At 45.1% G+C, this 24,312-nt stretch carries 25 protein-coding genes and 1 riboswitch; of the genes, 10 read left to right on the top strand and 15 right to left on the bottom strand.

Features of this window, described 5'->3' with window-relative positions; translation table 11 throughout:
- Positions 1-349: 349 nt before the first annotated feature.
- From ACINLD_RS17615 to ACINLD_RS17640, 6 genes are all read right to left on the bottom strand, one after another.
- Positions 350-2,278: an ABC transporter permease gene (locus ACINLD_RS17615; RefSeq protein ID WP_277691541.1), complete on the bottom strand. Its 1,929-nt coding sequence runs from the start codon at positions 2,276-2,278 to the stop codon at positions 350-352.
- Positions 2,250-3,023 carry an ABC transporter ATP-binding protein gene (locus ACINLD_RS17620; RefSeq protein ID WP_409444464.1) on the bottom strand — a complete coding sequence of 258 codons (774 nt, stop codon included), beginning with the start codon at positions 3,021-3,023 and terminating at the stop codon, positions 2,250-2,252. The genes ACINLD_RS17615 and ACINLD_RS17620 overlap by 29 nt, the downstream gene beginning before the upstream one ends.
- Positions 3,024-3,133: 110 nt before the next feature.
- On the bottom strand, positions 3,134-3,874 hold the full coding sequence (locus tag ACINLD_RS17625) for an ABC transporter permease (protein ID WP_026588358.1): 741 nt from the start codon (positions 3,872-3,874) through the stop codon (positions 3,134-3,136).
- Positions 3,875-3,893: 19 nt separating this feature from the next.
- Positions 3,894-4,625 (bottom strand): ABC transporter permease, encoded by a 732-nt coding sequence (locus ACINLD_RS17630; RefSeq protein WP_026588359.1) that lies wholly within the window; start codon positions 4,623-4,625, stop codon positions 3,894-3,896.
- Positions 4,626-5,543: an ABC transporter ATP-binding protein gene (locus ACINLD_RS17635; protein ID WP_035428250.1), complete on the bottom strand. Its 918-nt coding sequence runs from the start codon at positions 5,541-5,543 to the stop codon at positions 4,626-4,628.
- 180 nt (positions 5,544-5,723) lie between these two features.
- Positions 5,724-6,002 (bottom strand): YtzC family protein, encoded by a 279-nt coding sequence (locus tag ACINLD_RS17640; protein ID WP_026588361.1) that lies wholly within the window; start codon positions 6,000-6,002, stop codon positions 5,724-5,726.
- Positions 6,003-6,153: 151 nt separating this feature from the next.
- Between ACINLD_RS17640 and ACINLD_RS17645 the strand changes: the two genes are divergently transcribed.
- Together ACINLD_RS17645 and ACINLD_RS17650 are read left to right on the top strand one after the other, a co-directional pair.
- The gene (locus ACINLD_RS17645; RefSeq protein WP_077736174.1) at positions 6,154-7,122 is read left to right on the top strand and encodes a TIGR01212 family radical SAM protein; all 969 of its coding nucleotides are present in this window, start codon (positions 6,154-6,156) and stop codon (positions 7,120-7,122) included.
- Positions 7,119-7,703: a tRNA (mnm(5)s(2)U34)-methyltransferase gene (locus ACINLD_RS17650; protein ID WP_026588363.1), complete on the top strand. Its 585-nt coding sequence runs from the start codon at positions 7,119-7,121 to the stop codon at positions 7,701-7,703. The genes ACINLD_RS17645 and ACINLD_RS17650 overlap by 4 nt, the downstream gene beginning before the upstream one ends.
- A 34-nt stretch (positions 7,704-7,737) precedes the next feature.
- Here ACINLD_RS17650 and ACINLD_RS17655 read toward each other — a convergent pair whose 3' ends face one another.
- Together ACINLD_RS17655 and ACINLD_RS17660 are read right to left on the bottom strand one after the other, a co-directional pair.
- Complete coding sequence (locus tag ACINLD_RS17655) at positions 7,738-8,817, bottom strand: tetraprenyl-beta-curcumene synthase family protein (RefSeq protein WP_077736173.1); 1,080 nt, start codon at positions 8,815-8,817, stop codon at positions 7,738-7,740.
- Between the two features lie 14 nt (positions 8,818-8,831).
- Positions 8,832-9,611: an alpha/beta hydrolase gene (locus tag ACINLD_RS17660; RefSeq protein ID WP_026588365.1), complete on the bottom strand. Its 780-nt coding sequence runs from the start codon at positions 9,609-9,611 to the stop codon at positions 8,832-8,834.
- A gap of 53 nt (positions 9,612-9,664) precedes the next feature.
- Between ACINLD_RS17660 and ACINLD_RS17665 the strand changes: the two genes are divergently transcribed.
- The 3 genes from ACINLD_RS17665 (at position 9,665) to ACINLD_RS17675 (ending at position 12,058) form a co-directional block, all read left to right on the top strand.
- Positions 9,665-10,183 (top strand): gamma carbonic anhydrase family protein, encoded by a 519-nt coding sequence (locus ACINLD_RS17665; RefSeq protein ID WP_026588366.1) that lies wholly within the window; start codon positions 9,665-9,667, stop codon positions 10,181-10,183.
- Between the two features lie 170 nt (positions 10,184-10,353).
- Positions 10,354-10,881 carry a phosphatase PAP2 family protein gene (locus tag ACINLD_RS17670; RefSeq protein ID WP_409444463.1) on the top strand — a complete coding sequence of 176 codons (528 nt, stop codon included), beginning with the start codon at positions 10,354-10,356 and terminating at the stop codon, positions 10,879-10,881.
- A gap of 40 nt (positions 10,882-10,921) precedes the next feature.
- Entirely contained in the window at positions 10,922-12,058 is a 1,137-nt protein-coding gene (locus tag ACINLD_RS17675; RefSeq protein ID WP_409444462.1) for a glycosyltransferase family 4 protein, read from the top strand.
- Between the two features lie 42 nt (positions 12,059-12,100).
- Here ACINLD_RS17675 and asnB read toward each other — a convergent pair whose 3' ends face one another.
- Positions 12,101-13,999, bottom strand: coding sequence for an asparagine synthase (glutamine-hydrolyzing) (gene asnB, locus ACINLD_RS17680; RefSeq protein ID WP_277691547.1), 1,899 nt, complete (start codon positions 13,997-13,999; stop codon positions 12,101-12,103).
- Between the two features lie 222 nt (positions 14,000-14,221).
- Positions 14,222-15,424: a methionine adenosyltransferase gene (gene metK / locus ACINLD_RS17685; protein ID WP_026588370.1), complete on the bottom strand. Its 1,203-nt coding sequence runs from the start codon at positions 15,422-15,424 to the stop codon at positions 14,222-14,224.
- A gap of 398 nt (positions 15,425-15,822) precedes the next feature.
- A riboswitch (SAM riboswitch) is annotated at positions 15,823-15,963 on the bottom strand.
- Between the two features lie 195 nt (positions 15,964-16,158).
- Here metK and pckA point away from each other — a divergent pair.
- Together pckA and ACINLD_RS17695 are read left to right on the top strand one after the other, a co-directional pair.
- Positions 16,159-17,742: a phosphoenolpyruvate carboxykinase (ATP) gene (gene pckA / locus ACINLD_RS17690; protein ID WP_410207100.1), complete on the top strand. Its 1,584-nt coding sequence runs from the start codon at positions 16,159-16,161 to the stop codon at positions 17,740-17,742.
- 132 nt (positions 17,743-17,874) lie between these two features.
- Positions 17,875-19,059 (top strand): dicarboxylate/amino acid:cation symporter, encoded by a 1,185-nt coding sequence (locus ACINLD_RS17695; protein WP_026588372.1) that lies wholly within the window; start codon positions 17,875-17,877, stop codon positions 19,057-19,059.
- 40 nt (positions 19,060-19,099) lie between these two features.
- Here the strand turns inward: ACINLD_RS17695 and ACINLD_RS17700 are convergent, their stop codons facing one another.
- Both ACINLD_RS17700 and ACINLD_RS17705 read right to left on the bottom strand, forming a co-directional pair.
- A complete protein-coding gene (locus tag ACINLD_RS17700; protein ID WP_026588373.1) occupies positions 19,100-19,342 on the bottom strand; it encodes a DUF2584 domain-containing protein in 243 nt (80 codons plus the stop codon).
- Positions 19,343-19,392: 50 nt separating this feature from the next.
- Positions 19,393-20,166: an alpha/beta hydrolase family protein gene (locus ACINLD_RS17705; protein ID WP_026588374.1), complete on the bottom strand. Its 774-nt coding sequence runs from the start codon at positions 20,164-20,166 to the stop codon at positions 19,393-19,395.
- Positions 20,167-20,275: 109 nt separating this feature from the next.
- On the opposite strand from ACINLD_RS17705, the gene ACINLD_RS17710 reads away from it, so the two are divergent.
- Genes ACINLD_RS17710 through ACINLD_RS17720 form a run of 3 tightly spaced genes read left to right on the top strand, consistent with a single transcriptional unit; the run spans position 20,276 to position 22,837 of the window.
- Complete coding sequence (locus ACINLD_RS17710; protein ID WP_035428253.1) at positions 20,276-21,268, top strand: ABC transporter substrate-binding protein; 993 nt, start codon at positions 20,276-20,278, stop codon at positions 21,266-21,268.
- Positions 21,269-21,279: 11 nt separating this feature from the next.
- On the top strand, positions 21,280-22,050 hold the full coding sequence (locus tag ACINLD_RS17715; protein ID WP_409444461.1) for an ABC transporter ATP-binding protein: 771 nt from the start codon (positions 21,280-21,282) through the stop codon (positions 22,048-22,050).
- Positions 22,037-22,837 (top strand): ABC transporter permease, encoded by an 801-nt coding sequence (locus tag ACINLD_RS17720; protein ID WP_236251152.1) that lies wholly within the window; start codon positions 22,037-22,039, stop codon positions 22,835-22,837. The genes ACINLD_RS17715 and ACINLD_RS17720 overlap by 14 nt, the downstream gene beginning before the upstream one ends.
- A gap of 32 nt (positions 22,838-22,869) precedes the next feature.
- Here ACINLD_RS17720 and ytkD read toward each other — a convergent pair whose 3' ends face one another.
- The 3 genes from ytkD to ACINLD_RS17735 all read right to left on the bottom strand — a co-directional run bounded on the left by ytkD (position 22,870) and on the right by ACINLD_RS17735 (position 24,277).
- Entirely contained in the window at positions 22,870-23,343 is a 474-nt protein-coding gene (ytkD, locus tag ACINLD_RS17725; protein WP_026588378.1) for an RNA deprotection pyrophosphohydrolase, read from the bottom strand.
- Between the two features lie 155 nt (positions 23,344-23,498).
- Positions 23,499-23,822 carry a hypothetical protein gene (locus ACINLD_RS17730; protein WP_026588379.1) on the bottom strand — a complete coding sequence of 108 codons (324 nt, stop codon included), beginning with the start codon at positions 23,820-23,822 and terminating at the stop codon, positions 23,499-23,501.
- Positions 23,823-23,869: 47 nt separating this feature from the next.
- The gene (locus tag ACINLD_RS17735) at positions 23,870-24,277 is read right to left on the bottom strand and encodes a holin family protein (RefSeq protein WP_026588380.1); all 408 of its coding nucleotides are present in this window, start codon (positions 24,275-24,277) and stop codon (positions 23,870-23,872) included.
- Between the last annotated feature and the right edge of the window lie 35 nt (positions 24,278-24,312).

Here is a 24,312-nt window from a genome sequence, read left to right on the forward strand (position 1 = left end):
TGATGTCAAAGGGATTTTTCAAAATAATTCAAGACTTGCAACACCCTTTTAATTTAGTAATTTTCTAGTATAATTAAACCCATTTATTAGGGGTTATTTCGGTATATTTGAATCTATTTCGCATACTCATATGAAAGAAAACGGTTTATTCAATATTCCGAAAAGAGCACAACCTTTTTCATAAAAAGTTTTTTATTATATTTATATAAAGTGGAATTTAAAAAATTTTTTAAAACCCGACTAAACTTATATAAAAACAACAAGATGGAATATTTACACTTTTTGACGCTTTTTTAACCTGAATGTAAAATAAAAAAAGATAGACTCCCATCAGAAGTCCATCTTTTTTTTATTTCGATACGCCGCCATCATGATAAATGGCGTTTTTCAATTGTTTCAAATACTGAAAGCGAATAAACAAGAAATACATGCATTGAATGAGAAGAAATGCACCAAGCACGAATGCTGATTCTTTGATGAGTGAAACACCTGCCGCTTCAAAAACATGCTCCAGTGCAGTAAGTGCAACGGCCCCATGAGTCAGCGCCACGCCAATCGGAACAAAAAACAGCAACATAAGCTGCGTCGTTATGATGTTTGACATCTCTTGTTCGGTTAAACCTAATTTTTCGATTGCCTGCAGCTGAGCCCGGTCATTTTCAAAATCAGTATATATTCTAAAGTATAAAAAGCTCCCCGCAGCAGCAAAAAACACGGCCCCAATGAATAGACCAGCAAACAAAACATGCCCCATTTGCTGTTTTATTTCGTTAAAGTACAGCGCTTTTGCCTGAAAATGATAAGCGTCATCCTTTAAGGAACTTTCCAGTTTATGCTGAATCTCCTTTGAAACCTTTTCAGTCTGCTTCCAGTCCGCGATATCATATGCATAAACTTTTCTTTCATTCTCGCCATTTCCCAGCTGCGCGTATAGATCATCAGATACAATCAGGGCCCCGTTATAGCCGGTGAATTTCAAAAGAGGCGCTGGAACGGCTTGAGATTGAATGACATGAATCTTTTTTTGACTTTCTTCGAGCGTCCATTCACTTTTTTTAGCCGCGCTCATCCCTTTGTTGAAAAGAAAAACGGCTTGGCTTCCGGCAAGATCGATGGATTGTTTATGGCTTTCGATCACTTTATTATAGTCGGAAGCCTTTAATATGGTCAGCTTATTTGAAGTGCTAACATCGGTTTCGTTTTTTATACTCATGATCGTTTTTTCATAATGTATCTTTTCTTTGTTCAGTAAACGTTCGATCATTTGAATATCGTTTTGCTGATGAGAGCCGCCCGCTGGTGATTCATATTGAATGGCAGCCTCGGGTTTATCTTCTTCCATTTGCAGCAATAATGACCTTAATCCAACAAGTGTTCCGATTGCGGTGCACGCTACCGTTGAAACGATCGTTACAATAAAGAACATCCGGGCATTATCCCTCAACCGGTAAGCCAGATCAGAGAGCGTGATCAAATTTGTTTTTTTCCAATAAAATTGTTTTTTCTTCTTTGATAATTTGATGAGGAACACACTGAGTTGTGAAAACAATAAATAAGTGGCAATAATCACAGCTATCGTTACAGGAATCATTGCAGCTAGAACCATGATTCCCCTTACAAGCAATGCAGCCGTATATCCGCCGATCAGCAGCACAACGGCCAAAACAGTCAAAAATGGGGAAACTGCCGGGTCGGGCTTTGGCTTGGCGGTTCCTTTCAACAATGAAATAATGGAACTGTTTTTTAAAATCGCGGCTGTGAAAAAAGAAATAAACAAAAATAGAGCCATGAACGAAAAAAATGTAACCCCTATGGCCTTGAGAGGCCAATAAAACCCGAGGGAATAATCAATGTCCAGCAGCTTGGAACCGAGAGCTAAAATTCCCTGCGAGAGAACAAGTCCGGCCGCAATCCCGGAAATGGTCGAAGCAAATCCAATCAGCAGGTTTTCCAAAAACACAAGAAACTTTAATTGCATATTCGTCATGCCAAACATGCTCATAATTCCAAATTCTTTTTTGCGTGTTTTTAATAAAATGCCCATTGAATACAATATAAAAAAAAATGTAAATACATAGATGATAAACTGGGCAAAATACATTCCTGTCTGTGCTCCCGAACCCAGCGTTCCGCTTTTTTCCAAGTTGAGATTTGGATGAAAGGCGAGCATCGAATAAACGAAAAAGAGCATGACAGAGAAAGCGCTGCTTAGAAAATAGCCGGCATAAAGGCGTTTATTGCGCAACACATTATTGAACACCAGTTGGCGAAAGCTCATCTTTATTTCCTCCTATAGCCGATAAAACCGTCAAAATTCGATTAAAAAACGCTTGTTGATCCTCTTCTTTATAAATTTCGTTATACAGCGTACCGTCTTTAATAAAAATGATGCGGTCGCAATAACTGGCCGCCAATGGATCATGCGTCACCATCATCATGGTCACGCGGTTCTCCCTGTTGATCTTTTTTAAAATTTCCAGCACGTCTTTTGCCGATTTAGAGTCTAAATTCCCCGTGGGCTCATCTGCTAAAATTAATTTCGGTTGATGGATAATGGCACGGGCGATCGCTGTTCTTTGCGATTGTCCGCCCGATATTTCGTACGTGCGTTTGTTTAAAATATGCCCAATCCCGAGTTTTTTCGCGATCGCGACCGCACGTTCTTCCATTTCTTTCACATCCGTTCCCTCAAGCGTGAGGGGCAGCACAATGTTCTCGATGACAGTCAACGTTTTCAAAAGATTAAAGTCTTGAAATACAAATCCCAATTCTCTCCGGCGGAATAGCGCCAATTTCTTTTTGCTGAGGTTGCGGACGTTTTCTCCATTGATCAAAACATCACCGGAATCAGGCGTATCAATAGTCGAAATCACATTTAAAAATGTCGTTTTTCCGCTTCCGGAAGGACCCATGATTCCGACAAATTCACCTTCCTTAACCGTCAGGCCAATATTGGACAATGCCTGATAAGGAACCTTACCATTGTATACTTTTGAAAGATTTTTCACCTTTAAAATATCCACTATTAACACAATCCTTCTAATCAAATTTTAATCGTTAAACCGAACGCGCGGCTGCCGATTCTTTTATGAAAGGATCGCTCTGGAAGGATCTGAACGATCCTTCTCCAGAGCTACTGAACATCACGTCGTCTAAACATGGCAAACCCGATCACAAATATAATAAGAAATGAGATAAGCGAAATGCTTAAAAAGTAAGAGTACCCGGGAAGCTCATTTCCTCCAGTTCCGGGATTGAGTGTCAAAGAAGGAAGCGACCACAGATAATACTTTCCATAAGAGCTGTTTGAAATGACCATACCTGCAATCGATGCTGCCAGGCCAACACCGACCGGAACTCCAAGACTGTGAAATCGAATGCTGAGCAGCATTTGCACAGCCAAAATCGGCAAACACGTTATCCAGCACAACAAAACACTGATTGCCAGCGAATGATAAGGGATCGTCCCGATATCAACAATTTTTCCGGCAACAACCATTCCTGCGAAAAAAAACAGCATCGATATACCGACCAATAAAATATGGACAATTGTTTTGGCAACATAAATATGAACGTATTTAATCGGAAGAACAAACAAGTGTTTCCAATTGTTTTCGGAATGTTCAATTCGTGCGAGCCAAACAGCCATTACAGCAATTGATAAAGGAAGCAGCAGCATCGCGTAAAAGACGACGACCTGTCCGAGCAGTTTATCCCAAGGGACTGCATCCCCCTGCAAAAAGACTTCTTTATAGCGTACAAAGTTGAAAGCACCGAAGATAACCATGATCAAAGGTGCAATGATCATCAGCAGCCATACGTATGAACGTTTAAGTTTTAACAGCTCCATCTGCATAACATGCGTAAACTTCATAATTATCATGTCCCCCTTTCTATACATCCCTGCGGACAAACTCGCGGCATCCCGCCCATAAGCAAATGATGCCGACAATCAGGGACTGACAGATATACCACATCACATTTGTTCCTTCATTCAAGGTGATCGGCAGTGTCAAATACGGATAAACCCATGGAAGCCAATGTGTAAATGTAGACTGGACGAAAAAGATAGCTGCTACTGTGGCACAAATGGCTACACCAAGAGGAATTCCGGAATTTTTAAATCTGATGCTGAGCCAAAATTGGACTGCAAGGACTGCAAATGTTCCCAAAAGCGCAGCACCGATCGTTTTGACCAGATCATCAACCGGCACAGCGCCGGATAAATTCAACAGCATGGCGCTCGCAATCATTCCGATTCCTAAGATCACCGAGCTGATGATAATAAAAAAGAGAACAAGCGCCACTTTGACAAAATATAAATATCCCCGTTTAAACGGAAGAGAAAACATATACTTCCAGCTGTTGTTTGTGTTTTCGATTGAAACGACCATTCCGGACAGAATAGCGACAAGAATAGGCAAAATCAATAATGCCCACATCGATAAATGCTGTGCAATAAAAATCGTCCAAGGATCAGCCCCCGGTTTGACGACGCTATCGTAGCGCACAAAAAAGTTGGCGAGTTGGAGCAATACAATCAGCAAAGGAGCCAGGATGACCGGAAAAGCAATTCGGCTTTGTTTCAGCTTCATCAATTCTGCTCTCATTATGGTCCAAAACACTTACAGCGCCCCCTTTCCTCCGGTTAATTCAAGGAAGATCTCCTCCAGCGTCCGCACTTTCACAAACAGATGGGAAACTTTCAAGCCATTTTGAACCAGCAGGCTGTTAAGATCAGCCGGATCGTCTTCAAAATCCGGAATGCATAACACATCATGTCTTAAGTCAGCTTTTATTTGTTGTTCGCTGAGAAGTTCTTTCGCCTTTTTCGGATCATTTACTTTAATTTCTAAAACGGGCTTATTCTCATCTTGAAGTTTGGCTAATTTTCCGTGAAACTTTAATTTCCCCGTCTGAATAATGCCGACATGGGTCGCGACCATTTCAATTTCCGCCAGGTTATGACTGGAGATAATGACGGTAATGCCAAAATCCTCCGGCATCCTTTTGATCAGCTGACGAATCTCATGAATCCCGCTCGGATCAAGACCGTTCGTCGGTTCATCAAGGATCAGCAATTCTGGAGAACCGAGCAAAGCCAAGCCGATTCCCAAGCGCTGCTTCATTCCGAGTGAATACTGCTTCACCTGCTTATTGGCCGCTTCCTTAAGGCGGACAATGTCCAGCACTTCCTGAATGCGTTGATCTGATACGCCTAAAATTTTGCTGGACAGCTTCAGATTTTCGTACCCTGTCAAATTTCCATAGTAGGAAGGGGATTCCACCAGGGCCCCGACCTTGCTTAAAATAGCTAACCTATCCTTTGCAAAGGATTTTCCAAAGAGGCGGACCTCTCCTTCCGTCGGCTTCATTAAACCGAGCAGCATCCTGATCGTCGTCGTTTTGCCCGCGCCGTTCGGGCCCAGAAATCCAAATATTTGGCCTCTTTCAATTTCCAAATTAAGGTGATCGACTGAAACCTGCTCACCAAACTGTTTTGTCAATCCTTTTGTCTTAACCAATACTTCGTTGGAGTTCACGATTGATTTCCCCCTTTTTCTTTATTTCATCAATGATTTGAATAAATGCTGTCAATCTAAATAAATTCTTGTGATTCCCCCTTGGCAGTGAACTAAGTGTATTCATATAAGTAGTACACTTAATACAATAATGACACACAAAAGATTTGTCAACAATTTTTCCCAAAAAAAAGACCCCAATTAATGGGGCCTTTCGAATGACCTTTGCAGGATCATATTGTTTTGAAGGGTTTGCAGCTGAAGTCTTTTGCGGTAAATCTCTTCCCTTTGCTGTTCATTGGAAAACAATGAAAGCTTATTTAAATCATTTACGGCATCTTCAAGCTTCTGCTGCGCTTCGCTGTATTCTATCTCATTGTAATGTTCCTGCCTGCTTGCAGTTTCAAATTGAGATAACGCATATTCATAAGCGTCTTCGCTTCTTTGGATGTGTTCTCCGACGGATTGTCTTGTTGCCAAAGAAAACCCCTCCTTAATGGAAAAATCCATCGTGATTAGTTTGACCACTTCAGCCTTTATTCAATAAAGAAAATGATGGGGATTTGTTCAATTCGTATTTATTTGCTACAATTTTAGGATGTGCCATTTATTCTAAGGAGGTTCTTTAGATTTGCATCAGAACAACCCTTTTCCATACACGAACAGTGAAAAACGATACCATACATGGAATTATCATTTAAGGAAGCATTTCGGACATAAAGTCTTTAAGATAGCCCTTGACGGCGGGTTCGACTGTCCGAACAGGGACGGCACGGTCGCACATGGCGGATGCACATTTTGCAGTGCTGCAGGCAGCGGCGACTTTGCGGGAAACCGGGCTGATGACCTCATCACCCAATTTCATCAAATACGGGACAGAACGCACAAAAAATGGAAAGACGGCAAATATATGGCCTATTTTCAGGCGTTTACGAACACGCATGCCCCAGTCGACGTTCTTCGTGAAAAATACGAAACCGTGCTTGGCCTCGACGGTGTAGTCGGCCTTTCGATCGCCACACGGCCGGATTGCCTGCCGGATGATGTCGTCGAATATCTTGCAGAGCTGAATGAACGGACATACCTTTGGGTGGAGCTCGGGCTGCAAACCGTTCATGAACGGACGGCAGACTTGATCAACCGCGCCCATGATTTCCAATGCTATGTCGATGGCGTCAACAAACTGAGAAAACACGGAATACGCGTCTGCTCACATATTATTAACGGCCTTCCGCAGGAAGACTACGCTATGATGATGGAAACGGCTCAAGCGGTGGCAAACCTTGATGTACAAGGCATTAAAATTCATCTGCTGCACCTTTTAAAAGGAACCCCGATGGTGAAGCAATATGAAAAAGGCAAATTGACGTTTCTTTCCCAAGATGAATACGTCCAGCTTGTCTGCGACCAGCTGGAAATTCTGCCTCCGGAGATGATCATCCACAGAATCACAGGCGACGGACCGATTGAATTAATGGTCGGACCGATGTGGAGCGTCAACAAGTGGGAGGTATTGAACGCCATCAACGGTGAACTCGAAAAGCGCGGAAGCTACCAGGGAAAACGGTTTAACAAAACGAAAGAGGAAGCGATGTCATGACGCTGAAGAACATTTTGCCATACTCAAAAGAGCTGCTGAAATCAGCAGCCGGAGAAGGAGATATCGTCATTGACGCGACGATGGGAAACGGTCATGATACTTATTTTCTGGCTGAACTTGTCGGCGAAAGCGGACATGTTTATGCTTTTGACATCCAGGAATCCGCGTTGGAGAAGACCGCTGAAAGGCTTGGTCAAACATACGGGAAAAGGGTCACATTGTTTCAAAAAAGCCATGATGAGTTGATCTCCGCACTCCCGTCCGAGGCTTTTGGCCGGGTGGCGGCTGCCGTCTTTAATCTCGGCTATCTGCCGGGCGGAGACAAATCGGTCACAACGAAAAGCGAATCAACCATCTCAAGCATCAGACAGCTTTTAGAGGTTTTACAAGAAGGCGGGCTGATCGTTTTGGTCGTGTATCACGGCCATCCGGAAGGAAAGCGGGAAAAAAGCGATCTCCTTGATTTTTGCGCCTCCATTGACCAGGATGCGGCCCGCGTCCTCTGTTATCAATATTTAAATCAGCGAAATGATCCGCCGTTTATTATCGCGATTGAAAAAAAAGCTCAAATCAACCAATGATTTGGGCTTTCTGTTTGTTTTTATATTGCCGCATCTAGGAGCTTTTAATCCAGGGCATTTTTTGAATTTTACGATAGGCCCTGCCATTGATATAGAAGAAAAAGGATGTTTTGCCGCTCGCTTTGATCAGCCTTTTCGCCAGCCGGCCGATCTCCTTTTGCCCCGCGACTTTGTCATCTGACAAATAAACACCTAAAAGACCTCTGTTGATCAAGCGGTGGAAGTTTTCATGCGGAATACCGCGCAGATGCTCATCGGCCATTTGGATGAAATGTTCAAGCCTCTCCATCATCTCTGAATGTGACGGATAATATGTGCAAAAGTTCAAATCCCCGCCGATTAAATCCTCCTCTTGATCAATTAAATAATCGAGAAGGATGTGCAGCCCTTGTATGTATGGAAAATAACTGTCGCGTATTTTTCCCGCCATCGCTTTTGTAAAATCGGAATGGACCGAATAAGAGACTAGGCAAAAGATGCCGAGCGTTGAGCCTGCACATGCCGAAAACTCGTACCACTCCATTTCAGGCAAAGCGGATTTATAATTGTTAAACCATGCTTCAAGCCGCGGAACGCGTTCATGCTCAACCACGTGCTTATGGACTTGCAGATCACAGTAATAGCTGCAAAGTTCGAGGAGATGATCTTTGATGACATCATAATTTTCAATCTCAATCAGCACATCCTGGCACGTTTTGACCAGATCGTGCAGATAGCCGCCGTCATCCTGGTCTTCTCGAAACCGATAATAGTTCTTCAGTTCGGCTCCGACCGTCAATGCGTCTTTCATCGACTGATGGAGCATTGTAAAGTCATCCGGATCAAGAGAGGTGCTGCGGTCGCATAAATTGTCCAGATAGTCGCTTATCGTTTGATAGGCGGTAATAAACCGAATGGACTTGCTGATTTGTCTGCCTGAAAGAAGCGCCATAATGCCGCCCCCTTCACAGTGAAAGGTTTTGTCTCTGATGCTGGCCAGCGCCTGCAATTTCAGCTCTGGATTTTGAATATGTTCAGCTTTGGCCCGCCATTTGTCCAATTCCTGATGGACGAGCGGAAAAACCTCTCTGTAAACTTTCGCCATTAATCCAAATGGATGTTCCGGTACTGACAAAGAATGCACCTCCATTATGTGATATGTTGTTCAGCAAACGCTTTGGCCGCTTTAAAAACGTCCTCCCGTTCAGGCTCATTAAAGATTTCATGATACAAGCCCTCCCACTCCCTGTATGTCTTGTTGCGGGAAGCGAGCTGGTCAAACCATTTGAGCACCATTTTTTTGTCGACGAGCCAGTCAGTCCCCCCCTGCATGACAAGCAAAGGGATATTGAGAAAGGCGTCGGTCGGCTCCATCGCGCTTTGAATCGCTTTTAATATCTCCTGATACCATCTGACGGAAACTTTTGTGATATATAATGAATCATTGATATCCACTTCGATGACTTCTTTATTTCTCGTTGCTTTATCAGGCGTTATCCCGGATTCAAATCTGAGGGAAGGAGCCACAACATTAAGCCCTTTTGATATCACATCGAGAAATTTGTTCGGCTTCAATTGCAGCCCGAGACAAGGGGATGATAAAATGAGACCGGCAACATCGCTTTGGCGCTGTTTAAACCACTCGATCGCAATCAGACCGCCCATACTGTGCCCGAGAAGGAGTACCGGCACCTGAAAGGCTTTCGCCCGATCTATCCACTTGTCTACTTCATCAATATATTCTTGAAATGTGCGTATATGTCCTCTATCCCTCGTCGATGTTCCCTGGCCGGGGAGATCGCCCATGACGACATTGTATCCGGATGAACGCCACATCTCGGATAACCATTTATACCGGCCAGAATGCTCACAAGCACCGTGAACAATGACAATCGAGGCAACAGGTCTTTCCGCTTCCATGCACCACATGCTGGCCACCTCACGCTAGTTTTTAAAAACACTTGAAAGAAAGGATGAAACTGATGATCTACCCTTATCAAAACACCGAACCCGCTATTCATGAAACGGCCTTTATCGCCGACAATGCGTGCATCACCGGTGACGTCACCATCGGAGAGCAATCAAGCGTCTGGTTCTCCGCTGTTATCCGCGGCGATGTCGCACCGGTCCGGATTGGAAAAGGCGTAAATATTCAAGACCTTTCGTGCCTGCATCAAAGTCCAAACCGCCCCCTTTTGATCGAGGATGGTGTGACAGTCGGCCATCAGGTCACATTGCACAGCGCCGTTATACGAAAGCATGCCCTTATCGGAATGGGTTCGATTATTCTGGACGAAGCCGAGATCGGGGAAGGCGCCTTTATCGGCGCGGGCAGCCTTGTCCCGCCGGGAAAGAAGATTCCGCCGTTTCACCTTGCATTTGGCAGACCCGCAAAAGTCATTCGCCCGTTAACCGAAAGCGATCAGCAGGATATGGAAAGAATTCGCAACGAGTATGTTGAAAAAGGACAATACTACAAATCCCTGCAACAGAAAGATTAGCTTTGCTACAACTTTACCATTTTTTTAGGGATAAATTAAGCAAAAACCCTTCCGGCCGCGATCTGCGGCTTTTTTTTTTCGCCACGGCAATCTTTACAATTTCTTATTATGTGCTAAACATTTGTTTTTTACAATAAATGAGAAGCAACCATTCATCTAAGGGGGTTATGATGCTGAATAAACTGATGCTTGGCATGTACAACTTTGAATGCCGGATTTTTCTCGGCATGAACAGCTTGTTCGAACAAAAAGCATTAAATCGCTTTTTTCGTTCCTCAACCCATTTAGGAGGAGCTTTATGCACCATTCTCGCTTCCCTGTCGCTCATCGTTTTCGGATCAGGAAGCATACGTCAAGCCGGAACCGCGAGCGCACTTGCGCTGTTAATCAGCCATCTGCAGGTCGTGCTCATCAAAAAGCTCTACCCGCGAAAACGTCCGTATATGACGCTGAAACAAGCACAGGTTTTGAAAGATCCGCTGAAGGATCATTCCTTTCCATCCGGACACACGACAGCCATATTTTCTGTTATAACACCGATAATCGTATTCTTTCCGATACTTGCACTTTTATTAATTCCTCTTGCCATCAGTGTCGGTCTTTCGAGAATTTATCTGGGCTTGCACTACCCGTCAGATGTGCTCGCCGGCATGCTGCTTGGCGTCTCTGTCGGCATTCTGTCATCCTTTCTCATGTAACCCGTCTTTTGTTTAAGAAATCATCATCAGGAGGGAAACAATGAAAATTGCGATTTTTACAGACACGTTTACACCGGATGTGAACGGCTGTGCCAAAACGTTAAAAAGGTATACGGACTACCTTAACAGCAAAGGAATCCCGTTTAAAGTATTTGCGCCGGAAAGCACGCATGAGACACCTTTCTCAAGCGATATCCGGCGGTTTACAAGCCTTCCGTTCTTCTTATACCCCGAATGCAGAATGGCCCTTCCAAATCTCGTCCAAATCAAAGCTGAACTTCGCACGTTCAATCCTGACCTCATTCATATCGCCACACCGTTCAACATCGGCCTTGCGGGGCTGAAGCTCGCAAAAAAATGGAACATCCCCGCTGTCGCATCATATCACACCGATTTTGACCAGTACCTTTCTTATTATGATCTGCAAATGTTTTCCAATCTCTTGTGGAAGTATATGCGCTGGTTTCATAAATCTTTTCATAAAATCTTCGTTCCCTCCAATGAAACGCTGATGCAGCTAAAAGCGAAACGGTTCAGAAACCTTTCAATTTGGAGACGGGGTGTGGACTGCTCGCGGTTTCATCCGTCTTTCAAATCCGAACAGGTCCGCGAGCGCTATGGCATAAAAGAAACATACATCCTGAGCTATGTCGGCAGGCTTGCCCCTGAAAAGGACTTGGAAACGCTGCTTAAGATCGCAAGACACCCTTCATTGAGAAAAGATGTTCACTGGCTGATCGCAGGCGACGGCCCATTAAAGAAGGAGCTTGAAAAGCAGGCACCGGCCAACATGACGTTTGCCGGCTATGTGGAAGGAGAAGAGCTCTCCCGCATTTACGCCAGCTCAGACCTGTTTGTGTTTCCTTCCCCGACGGAAACCTTCGGAAATTCCGCTCTTGAAGCGCTCGCCTGCGGTACACCTGTCATCGGCGCAGACTCCGGCGGCCTGAAAGATTTTATTCAAAACGGAAAAAACGGATTTCTTGCAGAGCCAAAATGTCCGGAAGCCTTCACAGAAGCCATTATGCATGTCCTCGGGAACCCTTCTTTGAAAAAACGAATGGAACAGGAAGCAAGAAACTACGCTCTTGCCCAATCGTGGGAGGCTATTTTTGAGAACCTCCTTGCGGAATGTGAAAGCGTGCTTGCCAAATCCATTGGAGACAGAACAGCATAATAAAAAAAAGGTTTTCGACGAATCGAAAACCTTTTTTTGCAGTTAAACAATGATGACTTCTTTCGGCTGATGGTTTAATTCTTCCGGGACATAGCGCTTTTCGACAAAAATGCTGTGCCAGATCATAAAGATAAGTACCGTCCAGATTTTACGGCTGTTGTCCGCTTTGTTGGCGCAGTGGTCTTCAAGGAGCTGAAGCACATAGTCTTTATGAATATATGCGTCTGTTTCGCTCTCTTTAATAATGCCCACGGCCCAGTCATGCATTTCGTTTTTCAACCAGTGGCGGATCGGCACAGGGAAGCCGAGCTTTTTGCGGTTCAGCACATGCTCGGGAACGATGCCTTCCGCCGCTTTTCGAAGCAGGTATTTTGTCGTGCCGTTCTTTGTTTTCAGCTCTTCCGGAATTTTTGAAGCCGCTTCAAAAACGACTTTGTCCAAAAATGGAACGCGGAGCTCCAGGGAATTGGCCATCGTCATTTTATCGGCTTTCAGCAAAATGTCCCCGCGCAGCCATGTGTGAATATCAACATACTGCATTTTATTGATTTCGCTGTAGGACTTGCTTTCTTCAAAATACGGCTTTGTCACGTCACAGTAAGAGAGGTTGCTGTCATACTGGCGAAGAAGTTTTGATTTCATACCTTCTTCAAAAATCTTCGCATTTCCGATATACCTTTTTTCAAGAGGGGTGCATCCTCTCATTAAAAAGCTTTTTCCTTTCATTCCCTCAGGCATCGCTTGGGCAACGCGGAGAAGCATTTTTTTCAAAGGCGACGGAATCCGTTCAAACGGTTTTAATGACAGCGGTTCGCGGTAAATGTTATATCCGCCGAACAGCTCATCCGCCCCTTCTCCGGAAAGGACGACCGTCACCTGTTTTTTCGCTTCCTTCGCTACAAAATACAAAGGAATCGCAGCAGGATCGGCAAGCGGATCATCCAAGTGCCAGACGATTTTAGGAAGCTCGTTCATGTATTCTTCAGGAGAAATGACGGCGCTGAAGTTTTCCAAGCCGAGCTTGTCCGCGGTTTCTTTCGCAACGTCCACTTCGCTGAAGCCTTCATGTTCAAACCCGACCGAGAATGTTTTCAAATTCGGATGAAACTGTTTGGCCACAGACACGATAAAGGAAGAGTCAATTCCGCCTGAAAGGAATGAACCGACAGGCACATCGCTTCTCATATGGACTTTGACAGAATCAAAAATCGCGTCCCTTACTTCCTGAACAAGCTTTTCTTCTTCCGTCTGCACCGGCTTAAATTGAACTTTCCAGTATGTTTTAAATTGAAGATCTTCTCCGGGACGAATCGTAAACTGCTGACCCGGTTCCACTTTTCGCACCTTTTTGTCAAGCGTTTCAGGCTCAGGCACGAATTGGAAAGATGTATATTGCTGAAGGCCTTTTTCGTTAAATTCCAGCTCAGCACCGACAGGCATCAGGCTTTTTCGTTCTGATGCAAAATAAACATGGCCGTCCGTTTTTGTAAAATAAAGCGGCTTAATGCCAAACGGGTCGCGTGCTCCGTATAAAAGCTGTTCTTGTTTATCCCAGATTAAAAAGGCGAACATTCCCCGCAGTTTTGATGCAGCCTCCTGTTTATAATGGCGGTAGGTCGCAAGCAAAACCTCGGTATCGGAATCGGTCTGAAATTGATAGCCTTTTGAAAGAAGCTCATCTTTCAATTCTATATAGTTATAGATTTCTCCGTTAAAAATAATCCAGTAGGAATCATCTTCATATGACAGAGGCTGTCCTCCGTTTTCAACATCGATGATGCTCAGCCTTCTAAATCCGAAGCCTACATGCTCATCATGATAGTACCCATCATCGTCGGGACCGCGGTGTACAATCAATTCATTCATTTGTTTAATCAGTTCTTCCTGGCCTGCCGTCTCGGATGATGGGCGATGATTGAATACCCCTACAAATCCACACATAGTATTGCCTCCGATTTTTTTAAATTTCATGCAGAGTAAGATCTGCTTCTTGATTAGACATGTATTTAAAGAAAAACGTTTCAAAAAACTTGAAAAACGAGCATATTGCCCTCATTGTTTTCAATAAAAAAACAAACATATGAAACCTGTTTTTCAAGTTTCAAAAGCGTCCCGTATCCGTCGCGAAAAAGAAAGCCGCTTGATTAAGCGGCTATGCGGTTGTTATTCTCCTAGCGCCTCTTTGCGAAGCTGATCTGCTTTATCCGTGCGCTCCCAAGGCAGATCAAGATCAAGGCGTCCAAAATGTCCGTATGCTGCCGTTTGTTTATAAATCGGACGGCGCAGGTCAAGCATCTTGATAATGCCGGCAGGTCTTAGATCAAAGTTTTTGCGAACCACTTCAATCAAAGTCTCTTCGCTCGCTTTTCCCGTACCGAATGTATCAATCGAAATCGATACCGGCTGAGCGACGCCGATCGCATAGGCAAGCTGAACCTCGCATGACTCGGCAAGTCCTGCTGCGACGATGTTTTTCGCTACATATCTGGCAGCATAAGCGGCAGATCTGTCAACTTTTGTCGCGTCTTTCCCGGAAAACGCGCCGCCTCCGTGGCGGGCATATCCGCCGTACGTGTCGACAATGATTTTCCGGCCGGTCAATCCGGCATCTCCCTGCGGACCGCCGATGACAAAACGTCCTGTTGGATTAATGAAATATTTCGTGTTTTCATCGATCAGTTCTTTTGGCACAACCGGATTAATGACATATTCTTTCAGGTTGCGCTGAATCTGCTCAAGCGTAATCTCCGGATGATGCTGTGTAGAAATCACGATTGTATCGATGCGAATCGGTTTATTGTTCTCATCATATTCAACGGTTACTTGAGTTTTTCCGTCCGGACGCAAGTATGGAAGGATTTCCTCTTTCCGAACTTCCGTCAACCGGCGGGACAATTTATGAGCAAGGGAAATCGGCAGAGGCATGAGTTCCTTTGTCTCGTTGCAGGCAAAGCCGAACATCAGGCCTTGGTCTCCGGCTCCGATCGCTTCAATTTCTGCGTCGCTCATGTCACCTTCACGCGCTTCAAGCGCCTGATCGACACCCATTGCAATATCAGGAGACTGCTCGTCTATAGATGTTAATACTGCGCATGTTTCAGCATCAAAGCCGTATTTTGCGCGAGTGTATCCTATCTCTTTAATCGTTTCGCGTACTGTCTTCGGAATATCCACGTATGTGGATGTTGTAATTTCACCGCTTACCAGCACCAAACCGGTTGTTACAGATGTTTCGCATGCGACGCGTGCATTCGGATCTTTCTTTAAAATTTCGTCTAATATACTATCCGAAATCTGATCGCAAATTTTGTCCGGATGGCCCTCTGTAACTGACTCTGAAGTAAATAACCGACGATTTTTGCTCATGTTTATATTTCCTCCTGTATATGAAGATCAGCCGTGATCTTAATGATGATACGGAACCCGTCCCTTTTACATGATATGACGCACCGGGGCATCATGACCTCTCACTTTGAAAGAATTTCCATATTTCTTATTCTTAACGAGATCCTGAGCCGATATTCCCCTTTTGCAGGCGGCCTTTCCTGATCGGCTTCCCGGCTGCATCCCTTCACGTCCTGTGAAAAACGCCCAGTACCTTCGTCCTGCTTGATACTCGGCTAAAACCTTTCACGTCCTGTGAAAAACGCCCAGTACCTTCGTCCTGAAGGCATTTTTTTTAGCAGTTTTTGTATATGGATTTATGCAATAAAAAAACCTTTTCCTATTCTCTGAGGAAAGGGTCTGGTATTGCGTGCCTTTCACTCTTATCGCTCAAGGTATTCGACACCTTGCATCAGGTTAGCACCATAGTGTTCTCAGGAACTGTTTTACATCCTTTATATAGAGAGAAACCGGTTGCTGGGCTTCATCGGGCCTGTCCCTCCGCCAGCTCGGGATAAGAGTATCCGCTCAATGAAATATCTTATCTTAAAATGGCTTGTCATGTCAATATCGGTCGAGATAAATTTGGAACAACTCTTTGAAGAAAAAACCCGAACGAAATTGCAGAAAACAGTATAGACTATAAGAGTAAATGTGTTATACTATTTCTACATTAATGTTATACACATTAAAAAACACGCAAAGGAAGGTTTTTTATGAATTCTGTAGATTTGGCGACTGACTTGCAAACATTATTAACGGGTGATAACGTCCAGTTCAATTTATCCGTTCCGCATCTTGTTGAAAAAATCCTTCACCGCAATGAGGGGGTCTTGACATCATCAGGAGCCGTACGGGCGACGACCGGTACATATACCGGCCGTTCTCCAAAAGACAAATTCATTGTTGAGGAGGAAAGCTCTAAGGAAAAGATTGACTGGGGCGCCGTAAACCAGCCGATTTCAGAGGCCGCTTTTGAAAGGCTTTACACAAAAGTCGTCAGCTATTTAAAGGAGCGCGACGAACTGTTTGTGTTTGAAGGATTTGCGGGTGCAGATGAAAAATACCGCCTTCCGATCACTGTCGTCAACGAGTTCGCCTGGCACAACCTGTTCGCGAGACAGCTGTTCATCAGGCCTGAAGATCATCATCAAAAGCCGGCTGTAGAGCCTTTTACGATCCTTTCCGCTCCTCATTTTAAAGCCGATCCGCTCCTTGACGGTACAAGATCGGAAACATTTATCATCGTCTCATTTGAGAAGCGCACCATATTAATCGGAGGAACCGAATATGCCGGAGAAATGAAAAAATCGATTTTTTCGATTATGAATTTTCTTCTGCCGGAACGAAACATTCTGCCGATGCACTGCTCTGCGAACGTCGGCGAGGAAGGGGGAACCGCTCTCTTCTTCGGTTTGTCAGGCACCGGAAAAACGACCCTTTCGGCAGATCCGAAGCGGAGGCTGATCGGCGATGACGAACACGGCTGGTCAAGTACAGGTGTATTTAATATTGAGGGCGGATGCTACGCAAAATGCATCCATTTAAGCGAAGAAAAAGAACCGCAGATTTATAGAGCGATCCGCTTCGGCTCCGTTCTTGAAAATGTCGTCGTTGACACTGAAACCGGGGAACCGGATTACTCTGACAGCTTTTATACGGAAAATACTAGAGCCGCTTACCCGATAGAGGCGATCGACAACATTGTCAAACCGAGCATCGCGGCACACCCGCAAACCATTGTATTTCTGACGGCGGATGCGTTCGGCGTGCTTCCTCCGATCAGCAAACTGACGAAAGAACAGGCGATGTATCATTTCTTGAGCGGATATACGAGCAAGCTTGCCGGAACAGAACGCGGCATCACCTCTCCTGAAGCGACTTTTTCAACCTGCTTCGGCTCGCCATTCCTCCCGCTCCCGGCCCATGTTTATGCAGAAATGCTGGGACGCAAAATTGATGAGCACGGCGTCAGCGTATTCCTCGTCAACACAGGCTGGACCGGCGGAGGCTACGGCGTCGGAGAGAGAATGAGCCTGGCTTATACGAGAGCAATGGTTCAAGCCGCAATTGAGGGTGAACTGGATCATGCAGACATGAGAACGGACCGGATTTTCGGTCTGCATACGCCGATACACGTTCCGGGTGTTCCCGATCAGGTGCTCGAACCGGCAAAAACTTGGGCGGATGAAAAAGCGTACGAAGAAAAAGCAATTCTTTTGGCAAACGAATTTAAAAAGAACTTTAAAAAGTTTTCTAATACCGGCGATATCGAAAAAGCCGGAGGTCCTCTGATCTAAAACCAATAAGCAGCAGCGCAAGATCTTGCGCTGCTGTTGTTTGAAAATAAAGACTTTTTTCATTTTTAACAAAAGAAAGTTTTCATATGATAATATGATAAAAACATTTGTATACTTCAGGAGGACATATCGATGAAATTTGGATTGCTGCCGAGAATTATCACGGCAATTGTTCTTGGTGTTATCGTTGGAAGCTTTGCTCCGCTTTGGTTTGTCAAAACCGCCGCAACGTTCAATGACATTTTCGGAAACTTTATCAAATTTGCCATTCCTTTTATTATTATTGCTTTTATCATTCCGGGCATTGGACAAATCGGACGCGGAGCTGGAAAAATTCTTGGCCTTACAGCCGGTATCGCCTATGCGTCAACCATTATCGCGGGGCTTTTGGCCTTTCTCGTCGGCTCAAACCTGCTGCCCGCCATCATTTCCGGACATCAGCTGCAGGAATTTAAAAATCCGGAAGAAGTGCTGCAAAGCGGATTTTTCACGATTGAAATGACGCCTTTCATGAGCGTGATGAGCGCGCTGATTTTCGCTTTCATCATGGGTATCGGAATCGCCTATCTGCCTGGCAAAACATTAAAAAACGCGTTTGATGAATTTCAAACGGTTATCGAAAAGCTGATCTCGTATATCATTATTCCTTTATTGCCCGTTCATATTTTCGGCATTTTCACAAATATGACGTACGGCGGCCAGGTACAGACCATCTTATCCGTGTTTGCAAAAGTGTTTGTGATGATTATTGTGCTGCACTTCGTCATTCTCTTGTTTCAATACACGACGGCAGGCCTTGCCAATGGCAGGAACCCGTTCGCACTGTTGAAAATCGTGGCGCCTGCTTATTTTACCGCGCTTGGCACACAGTCTTCAGCCGCAACCATTCCGGTGACGCTCAGACAAGTGAGAAAAACAGGCGCCAGCCAAAAAGTGGCCGATTTTGCGGTTCCGCTTCTCGCCAATATTCATTTGTCAGGCAGTACGATCACCCTGACAAGCTGCGCAATGGGCGTCTTGATTTTAAACGGGCAGACGCCGACCTTTTCAATGATGATGCCGTTCATCTTAATGCTTGGCATCACAATGGTCGCAGCGCCGGGCGCTCCGGGGGGAGCTGTCATGGCTGCAGCCGGGCTTTTACAGTCCATGCTCGGCTTTAATGAAACAAGCGTCTCCTTAATGATCGCCCTTTATCTCGCCCAGGACAGCTTGGGCACGGCGACGAATGTCACGGGGGACGGCGCTCTTACGATGATCATTCACAGACTGACTTTCAAAAAAGGTCTTGGAAATGAAGAAGATGTACCTGCATAACTGCAGAAAAGCCAAGGACGCATTCAGCGCCTTGGCTTTTTTAATTCGTTGAATTTAAGGAAACGAGTCTATATGTTAAATGTGTGCGTCCTTCTGACCATTCAAGGCGCTCCGCATGCGCCGTTCCAGTAATGTCGCCCTTCTTTGTCTTTCTGACTTCGATCGGTACGTGAAGAGGGTACACCCGATAGCCTTCTTTTTCCAGTGTAAACAAGTTTTCCTCGACCCTTGTTTCTTTTCCTTTTGTCACAATCATCGTATTAAATTCAACTGGCATTCCCACGCGAAAGCCCCCTCCTTTATCTTTTACTTTAGTTTATCATAACTTGTCCATCACCTGCTCTTCATCCACCGCGAGAGCTCTCTGACAATCCTTCTGTTTTCCCCCGGAGGGAAGTAATGGGTGAACGCATTGAAGTACCAGGTTTCAACCGATTTCCTTCTTTTCATCAATTCCTGTTCCAGGCGGCGCGCATGTTCAATCGAGACATTTTGATCGTTCACTCCGTGAATCAAAAGGATCGGCGCATCAATATGATCGAGCTTGTCAAACGGCGTCCGCCAGGCATATGCCTGCGCCGCTTTTTCCGGCGTCCCGCCGATGACCCGCTTCATCATCCTCCGCAAATCCTTACGTTCGCGATAGGTCATGACCATATCGCTCACACCGCCCCAGGAAACAAAAGAAGCGGCGGCTGATTTCATTTCTATGGCTGTTAAAATGCCCATAATTCCGCCGCGCGAAAACCCGAATATATGAACGCGTTGTTCTTTCACAAGCTCATGCTTCTGCAGCAGACGGAATGCCGCAAACGCATCTTCCCGGTCATCCCCGGCAAAATCCTCGTTCCCCTCACCGCCTTGATTGCCCCTGTAATAGGGAGCGAGAACGACAAAGCCTTGCGAGGCAAACTGCACGATCCGCCCGGGCCTGACCATACCGACATTTTTAATCCCGCCGCGCAAATACAAAAAACCGTCGTAGCGTCCGGGCGCTGCAGGTTCCGCAAGCAGTCCCTTGACTTTCAGTCCTTGTGAAAGGTATGTAACGGAAAACAGCCGCACTTGGCCGTTCGGTGATGGGAATCTTCTTTTTTCTATCCACATTTGGTCATGTCACCTCTATTTAATCCGCAGTTGTCCCTCACACCTGTTTTGCATTTAACATAAACTATTTTATGCCGAAAACAACCGAAATTAAAGGAGGGAAATCGGTTTGAAGCGTTTCTTTTTGACCATATTATCCTTCACCGTGATGCTCTTTATCCTCGCTTCCTGCAGCGGGCAGCAATCAGAAAAAGTCCGCCTGGCGGAAGTGACCCGTTCCGTTTTTTATACGCCTTTATATATCGCCATCTCCGAAGGCTTTTTTAAAGAAGAAGGCATCGATATCGAGCTGAAAACGACCTGGGGCGGAGATAAAACAATGACTGCCCTGTTGTCAAACGGCGCAGATATCGCGCTTGTCGGATCGGAAACATCCATCTATGTGAATGCACAGGGAGCAAGCGACCCTGTCATTAATTTTGCCCAGCTTACCCAGACGGACGGAACATTTCTTGTCTCCAGGCAAAAGGCGGATGATTTCAGCTGGGATCAGCTGAAAGGTAAAACGTTCCTCGGCCAGCGGAAAGGCGGCATGCCGCAGATGGCGGGAGAATACGCCTTAAAGCAAAAAGGCATCGATCCTAAGAAAGACCTTCATTTGATCCAAACGATCGACTTTGCCAACATCGCCAACAGCTTTGCTTCCGGAACGGGAGATTATGTTCAGCTTTTCGAACCTCAGGCCTCCATTTTTGAAAAAGAAGGCATCGGCCATATTGTCGCCTCCTTCGGCAAAGAATCGGGCCGGATTCCCTACACGACTTTCATGGCAAAAGAAAGCTACTTAAAGAAGAATAAAGAAACAGCGGAAAAATTCACCCGGGCGATCTATAAAGCTCAAAAGTGGGTCAAGTCACATTCCTCAAAGGAAGCCGCGCTCAGCATTCAGGATTATTTTAAAGACACAGATCTGTCCATCATTGCATCCTCTATCGAACGATATAAAAAACAGGATTCTTTCGCACTCCATCCTGTTCTTGATGCAGAGGAATGGAATCAGCTGCAAACCATTATGGATGAAGCCGGAGAGCTGCCGAAACACATATCTCACCAAGAGCTGGTCAATACACAGATCGCCGAAAAGGTCACAAAAAATCAATAGGAGGTGGCCGCATGTCTTTTTTGCAAGTTCAGGATGTCACACATACTTATTTTTCTTTGCAAGAAAAAACCACCGCGCTGGAGAATGTCAGCATCAATGTTGAAAAAGGCGAGTTTGTCTCTTTTCTCGGTCCGAGCGGATGCGGCAAAACAACGCTGCTCTCGATCATCGCCGGCATCGTGGCGCCGACGGAAGGCCGTGTTTTATTTGAAGGGCAACAGCCTGATGAAAAAGACCGGCTGATCGGCTATATGCTTCAGCAGGATTATTTGTTCCCCTGGAAAACGATTGAAGAAAACGTCCTTATCGGCTTGCGCATCTCAAAAAAGCTCAGCCTTGAAACAAAACAGGCCGCTTTGGAGCTGTTGGAAAAGTTCGGACTTCATCAAGTGGAAAACAAGTATCCGAAAGAGCTTTCAGGGGGCATGAGACAAAGAGCCGCTCTCGCCCGCACACTCGCCGTCGATCCCGGAATCCTCCTGCTTGATGAACCCTTTTCAGCCCTTGATTATCAGACAAAGCTCAACCTTGAAGACCTGGTTTTCAACACGCTGAATACCTATCAAAAGACAGCCGTCCTTGTCACCCATGACATTGAAGAGGCGATCGCCATGAGCGATCGGATCCTGCTGTTTTCAAAGCAGCCGGGTACGGTTCATAAAACCTTTGCGATTCCCGAATCTTTACGAAAGCTGACACCGTTTGAAGCAAGGCAGGAACCGGAATTTCAGGCCATCTTTCAGGCCATATGGAAGGAGCTCAATCACCTTGAACAACACTGATTTCCTTCATCAACAGTTTTTAAAAAAGCAGCAGGCGGAAAAACGACGGGTCCGCTTTTACCAAATCGCGATATTTATCATCTTTTTCTCACTGTGGGAAACGGCAAGCCGCCTGGCATGGATCGATCCGCTCATCTTCAGCTCCCCTTCAGCCGTCTGGGGGCTTTTCCTTGAAAAAATGGGGGACGGTTCATTGCCTGGACATATCGGCGTCACGGTATTTGAAACCATTCTCGGCTTTCTTGCCGGCACCTTGCTCGGAATTTTCCTGGCCGCGCTCTTATGGTGGTTTCCAAGGCTCTCCAATATATTGGACCCCTATCTCGTCGTCTTAAATGCAATGCCAAAGGTTGCATTGGGCCCGATCCTCATCGTCGCCATCGGTCCCAGTCTCACAAGCATCATTGCGATGGGCGCCATCATCAGCGTCATTATCACGACAATCGTTGTCTACACTTCATTTCAGGAAATCGATGAAAATTATGTAAAGGTCATGAAAACGTTCGGCGCCAAAAAAAGTGAAATTTTCAAAGAAGTGATTCTTCCCGCTTCCATTCCGACGATGATTTCAACGCTGAAAGTAAACGTCGGACTGAGCTGGGTCGGTGTCATCGTCGGGGAATTTTTAGTATCAGCCCGAGGACTCGGCTATATGATCATTTACGGCTTTCAAGTTTTCAATTTCACCCTTGTCATGCTGAGCCTTCTCATCATCGCCGTGTTTGCAACGATCATGTATCAGTGCGTGGAGCTCTTGGAAAGGAAATGGATGAAGGGAAGAACTTGAAAAAAGGCCCCGCTTAACAGCGGGGCCTTTTCCTAGATCATCCCCTGCTTTTTCAGCTTTTCAAGGCTGATCGTCAGGACGGAATCTTTCATGATAAAACTATACTTTCTGTTTTTGGCCATGTCATCAGGCAGGTTCTTTAGCAAAACAGGGCCTTTCGTTTCATAGTATGTCTCCTGTTTTTCAATTTTTTCGATCTCGGCAAAATAAATATTTTTGACAATCACTTTTTCTCTGCCGAGAACTTTATATTGTCCGAGATATGTCAGCTTTCGTACATCCGCGCCTGTTTCTTCTTTCACTTCCCGCAGAGCCGCTTCTTCGGCGTTTTCGAAAGGCTCGACTTTGCCGCCCGGAAATTCGTAGCCCCTGTCCTGATGGTTTGTTAAAAGCCATTGATTTTGATAGCGGCAAATGACCCATACATGTTTGGGCTTCTGTGAAAAGGGATGCTTTTCAAATGAAAGCTGAACCGTATTGCGGTAGAAATCTTTAAATTCGTACATCATAATCCCTCAAATCCGTTTCCTTGCTTCTTCCACTCATCATATCATATATTGATTCGTTCGGTATGTTTTTTGTCGAGTTCCCGCCTTTTAATTAAAGCTAATCGATATGAGAGGGTACAAGGCGGACACACCGGGCGGCTCCCGTCTATAGGTTAATCAGCAGAATTCATGTCCGCCAGACCGTTTTCACTGATGAATGTTTTCGTTTCTTCCGTGCCGAGCCGATAGAGCATTGAATATATGTCCTTCCGCAGTTCATCCAGTTTGTCGTTGGAGCTGTCATAATGGTACTCGACAGCAGGTACATGGGATCGGAAAAAGTTGACCCAATCCTCGGAATGCATCTGATCAAAATACTCTCTCAAAATGATAATGTCATCGTCTGTTGCCTTGATTTCAAACTCCCACGGGGAAGCGTCAGAGCTTTGCGAAATCATTCCATCTTGAACCGAAACAAAGTATGTCCTCTTTTCCAAAGCCAATCATCCTTTTTCGTGTTAGTATGGCCAGTTGTTTTAAAATGTTACAGCTTTCCCCGCAGTTTTTCCTTAATGATTTCAAGAATATCCACCACCACCTGCGGAACCGGGATTCCCAATGAATGGGCGGTGCTGATGATTTGAAACGCCTCATATAAAATATAAAACATGATTGAAAAATCACGGATCGAATTATCGGTTTGCAGCAGCTGGTCAAAAAAGTGGGCAACAGATATGAGAAAAATCGTGACTAACTTTTTCGCCAGCCTTGTAAACAGCCCGTTGATTGTAAATTGATCTTTCACACATTCATTCAAGCTTTTGCTTACAAATTCAATTCCCATTAACGTGATTAAAATGAAGAAAAAATATTCGATCGCGCCAAACAAAAATCCGACGGCCGATAAGCTGACCGATAGCGAAAAGATGCCTATGCCTAAGTCCTTAAACATGCGCTTCAACATCCTTTCAAAAAAGACTTTTCATA

This window comes from Bacillus sp. z60-11, assembly GCF_046464135.1.
GTDB classification, from domain to species: Bacteria; Bacillota; Bacilli; order Bacillales; family Bacillaceae; genus Bacillus; species Bacillus sonorensis_A.

Bases quoted from the DNA above. Each gene is read 5' to 3' on its own strand.
- ACINLD_RS17625 (WP_026588358.1), bottom strand. From the start codon at position 3,874: ATGAAGTTTACGCATGTTATGCAGATGGAGCTGTTAAAACTTAAACGT.
- ACINLD_RS17675 (WP_409444462.1), top strand. From the start codon at position 10,922: ATGAAAATTGCGATTTTTACAGACACGTTTACACCGGATGTGAACGGC.
- ACINLD_RS17650 (WP_026588363.1), top strand. From the start codon at position 7,119: ATGACGCTGAAGAACATTTTGCCATACTCAAAAGAGCTGCTGAAATCA.
- ACINLD_RS17715 (WP_409444461.1), top strand. From the start codon at position 21,280: ATGTCTTTTTTGCAAGTTCAGGATGTCACACATACTTATTTTTCTTTG.
- ACINLD_RS17660 (WP_026588365.1), bottom strand. From the start codon at position 9,611: ATGTGGTGCATGGAAGCGGAAAGACCTGTTGCCTCGATTGTCATTGTT.
- pckA (WP_410207100.1), top strand. From the start codon at position 16,159: ATGAATTCTGTAGATTTGGCGACTGACTTGCAAACATTATTAACGGGT.
- asnB (WP_277691547.1), bottom strand. From the start codon at position 13,999: ATGTGTGGATTTGTAGGGGTATTCAATCATCGCCCATCATCCGAGACG.
- ACINLD_RS17705 (WP_026588374.1), bottom strand. From the start codon at position 20,166: ATGTGGATAGAAAAAAGAAGATTCCCATCACCGAACGGCCAAGTGCGG.
- ACINLD_RS17615 (WP_277691541.1), bottom strand. From the start codon at position 2,278: ATGAGCTTTCGCCAACTGGTGTTCAATAATGTGTTGCGCAATAAACGC.
- ACINLD_RS17665 (WP_026588366.1), top strand. From the start codon at position 9,665: ATGATCTACCCTTATCAAAACACCGAACCCGCTATTCATGAAACGGCC.
- ytkD (WP_026588378.1), bottom strand. From the start codon at position 23,343: ATGTACGAATTTAAAGATTTCTACCGCAATACGGTTCAGCTTTCATTT.
- ACINLD_RS17735 (WP_026588380.1), bottom strand. From the start codon at position 24,277: ATGTTTAAGGACTTAGGCATAGGCATCTTTTCGCTATCGGTCAGCTTA.
- ACINLD_RS17695 (WP_026588372.1), top strand. From the start codon at position 17,875: ATGAAATTTGGATTGCTGCCGAGAATTATCACGGCAATTGTTCTTGGT.
- metK (WP_026588370.1), bottom strand. From the start codon at position 15,424: ATGAGCAAAAATCGTCGGTTATTTACTTCAGAGTCAGTTACAGAGGGC.
- ACINLD_RS17670 (WP_409444463.1), top strand. From the start codon at position 10,354: ATGCTGAATAAACTGATGCTTGGCATGTACAACTTTGAATGCCGGATT.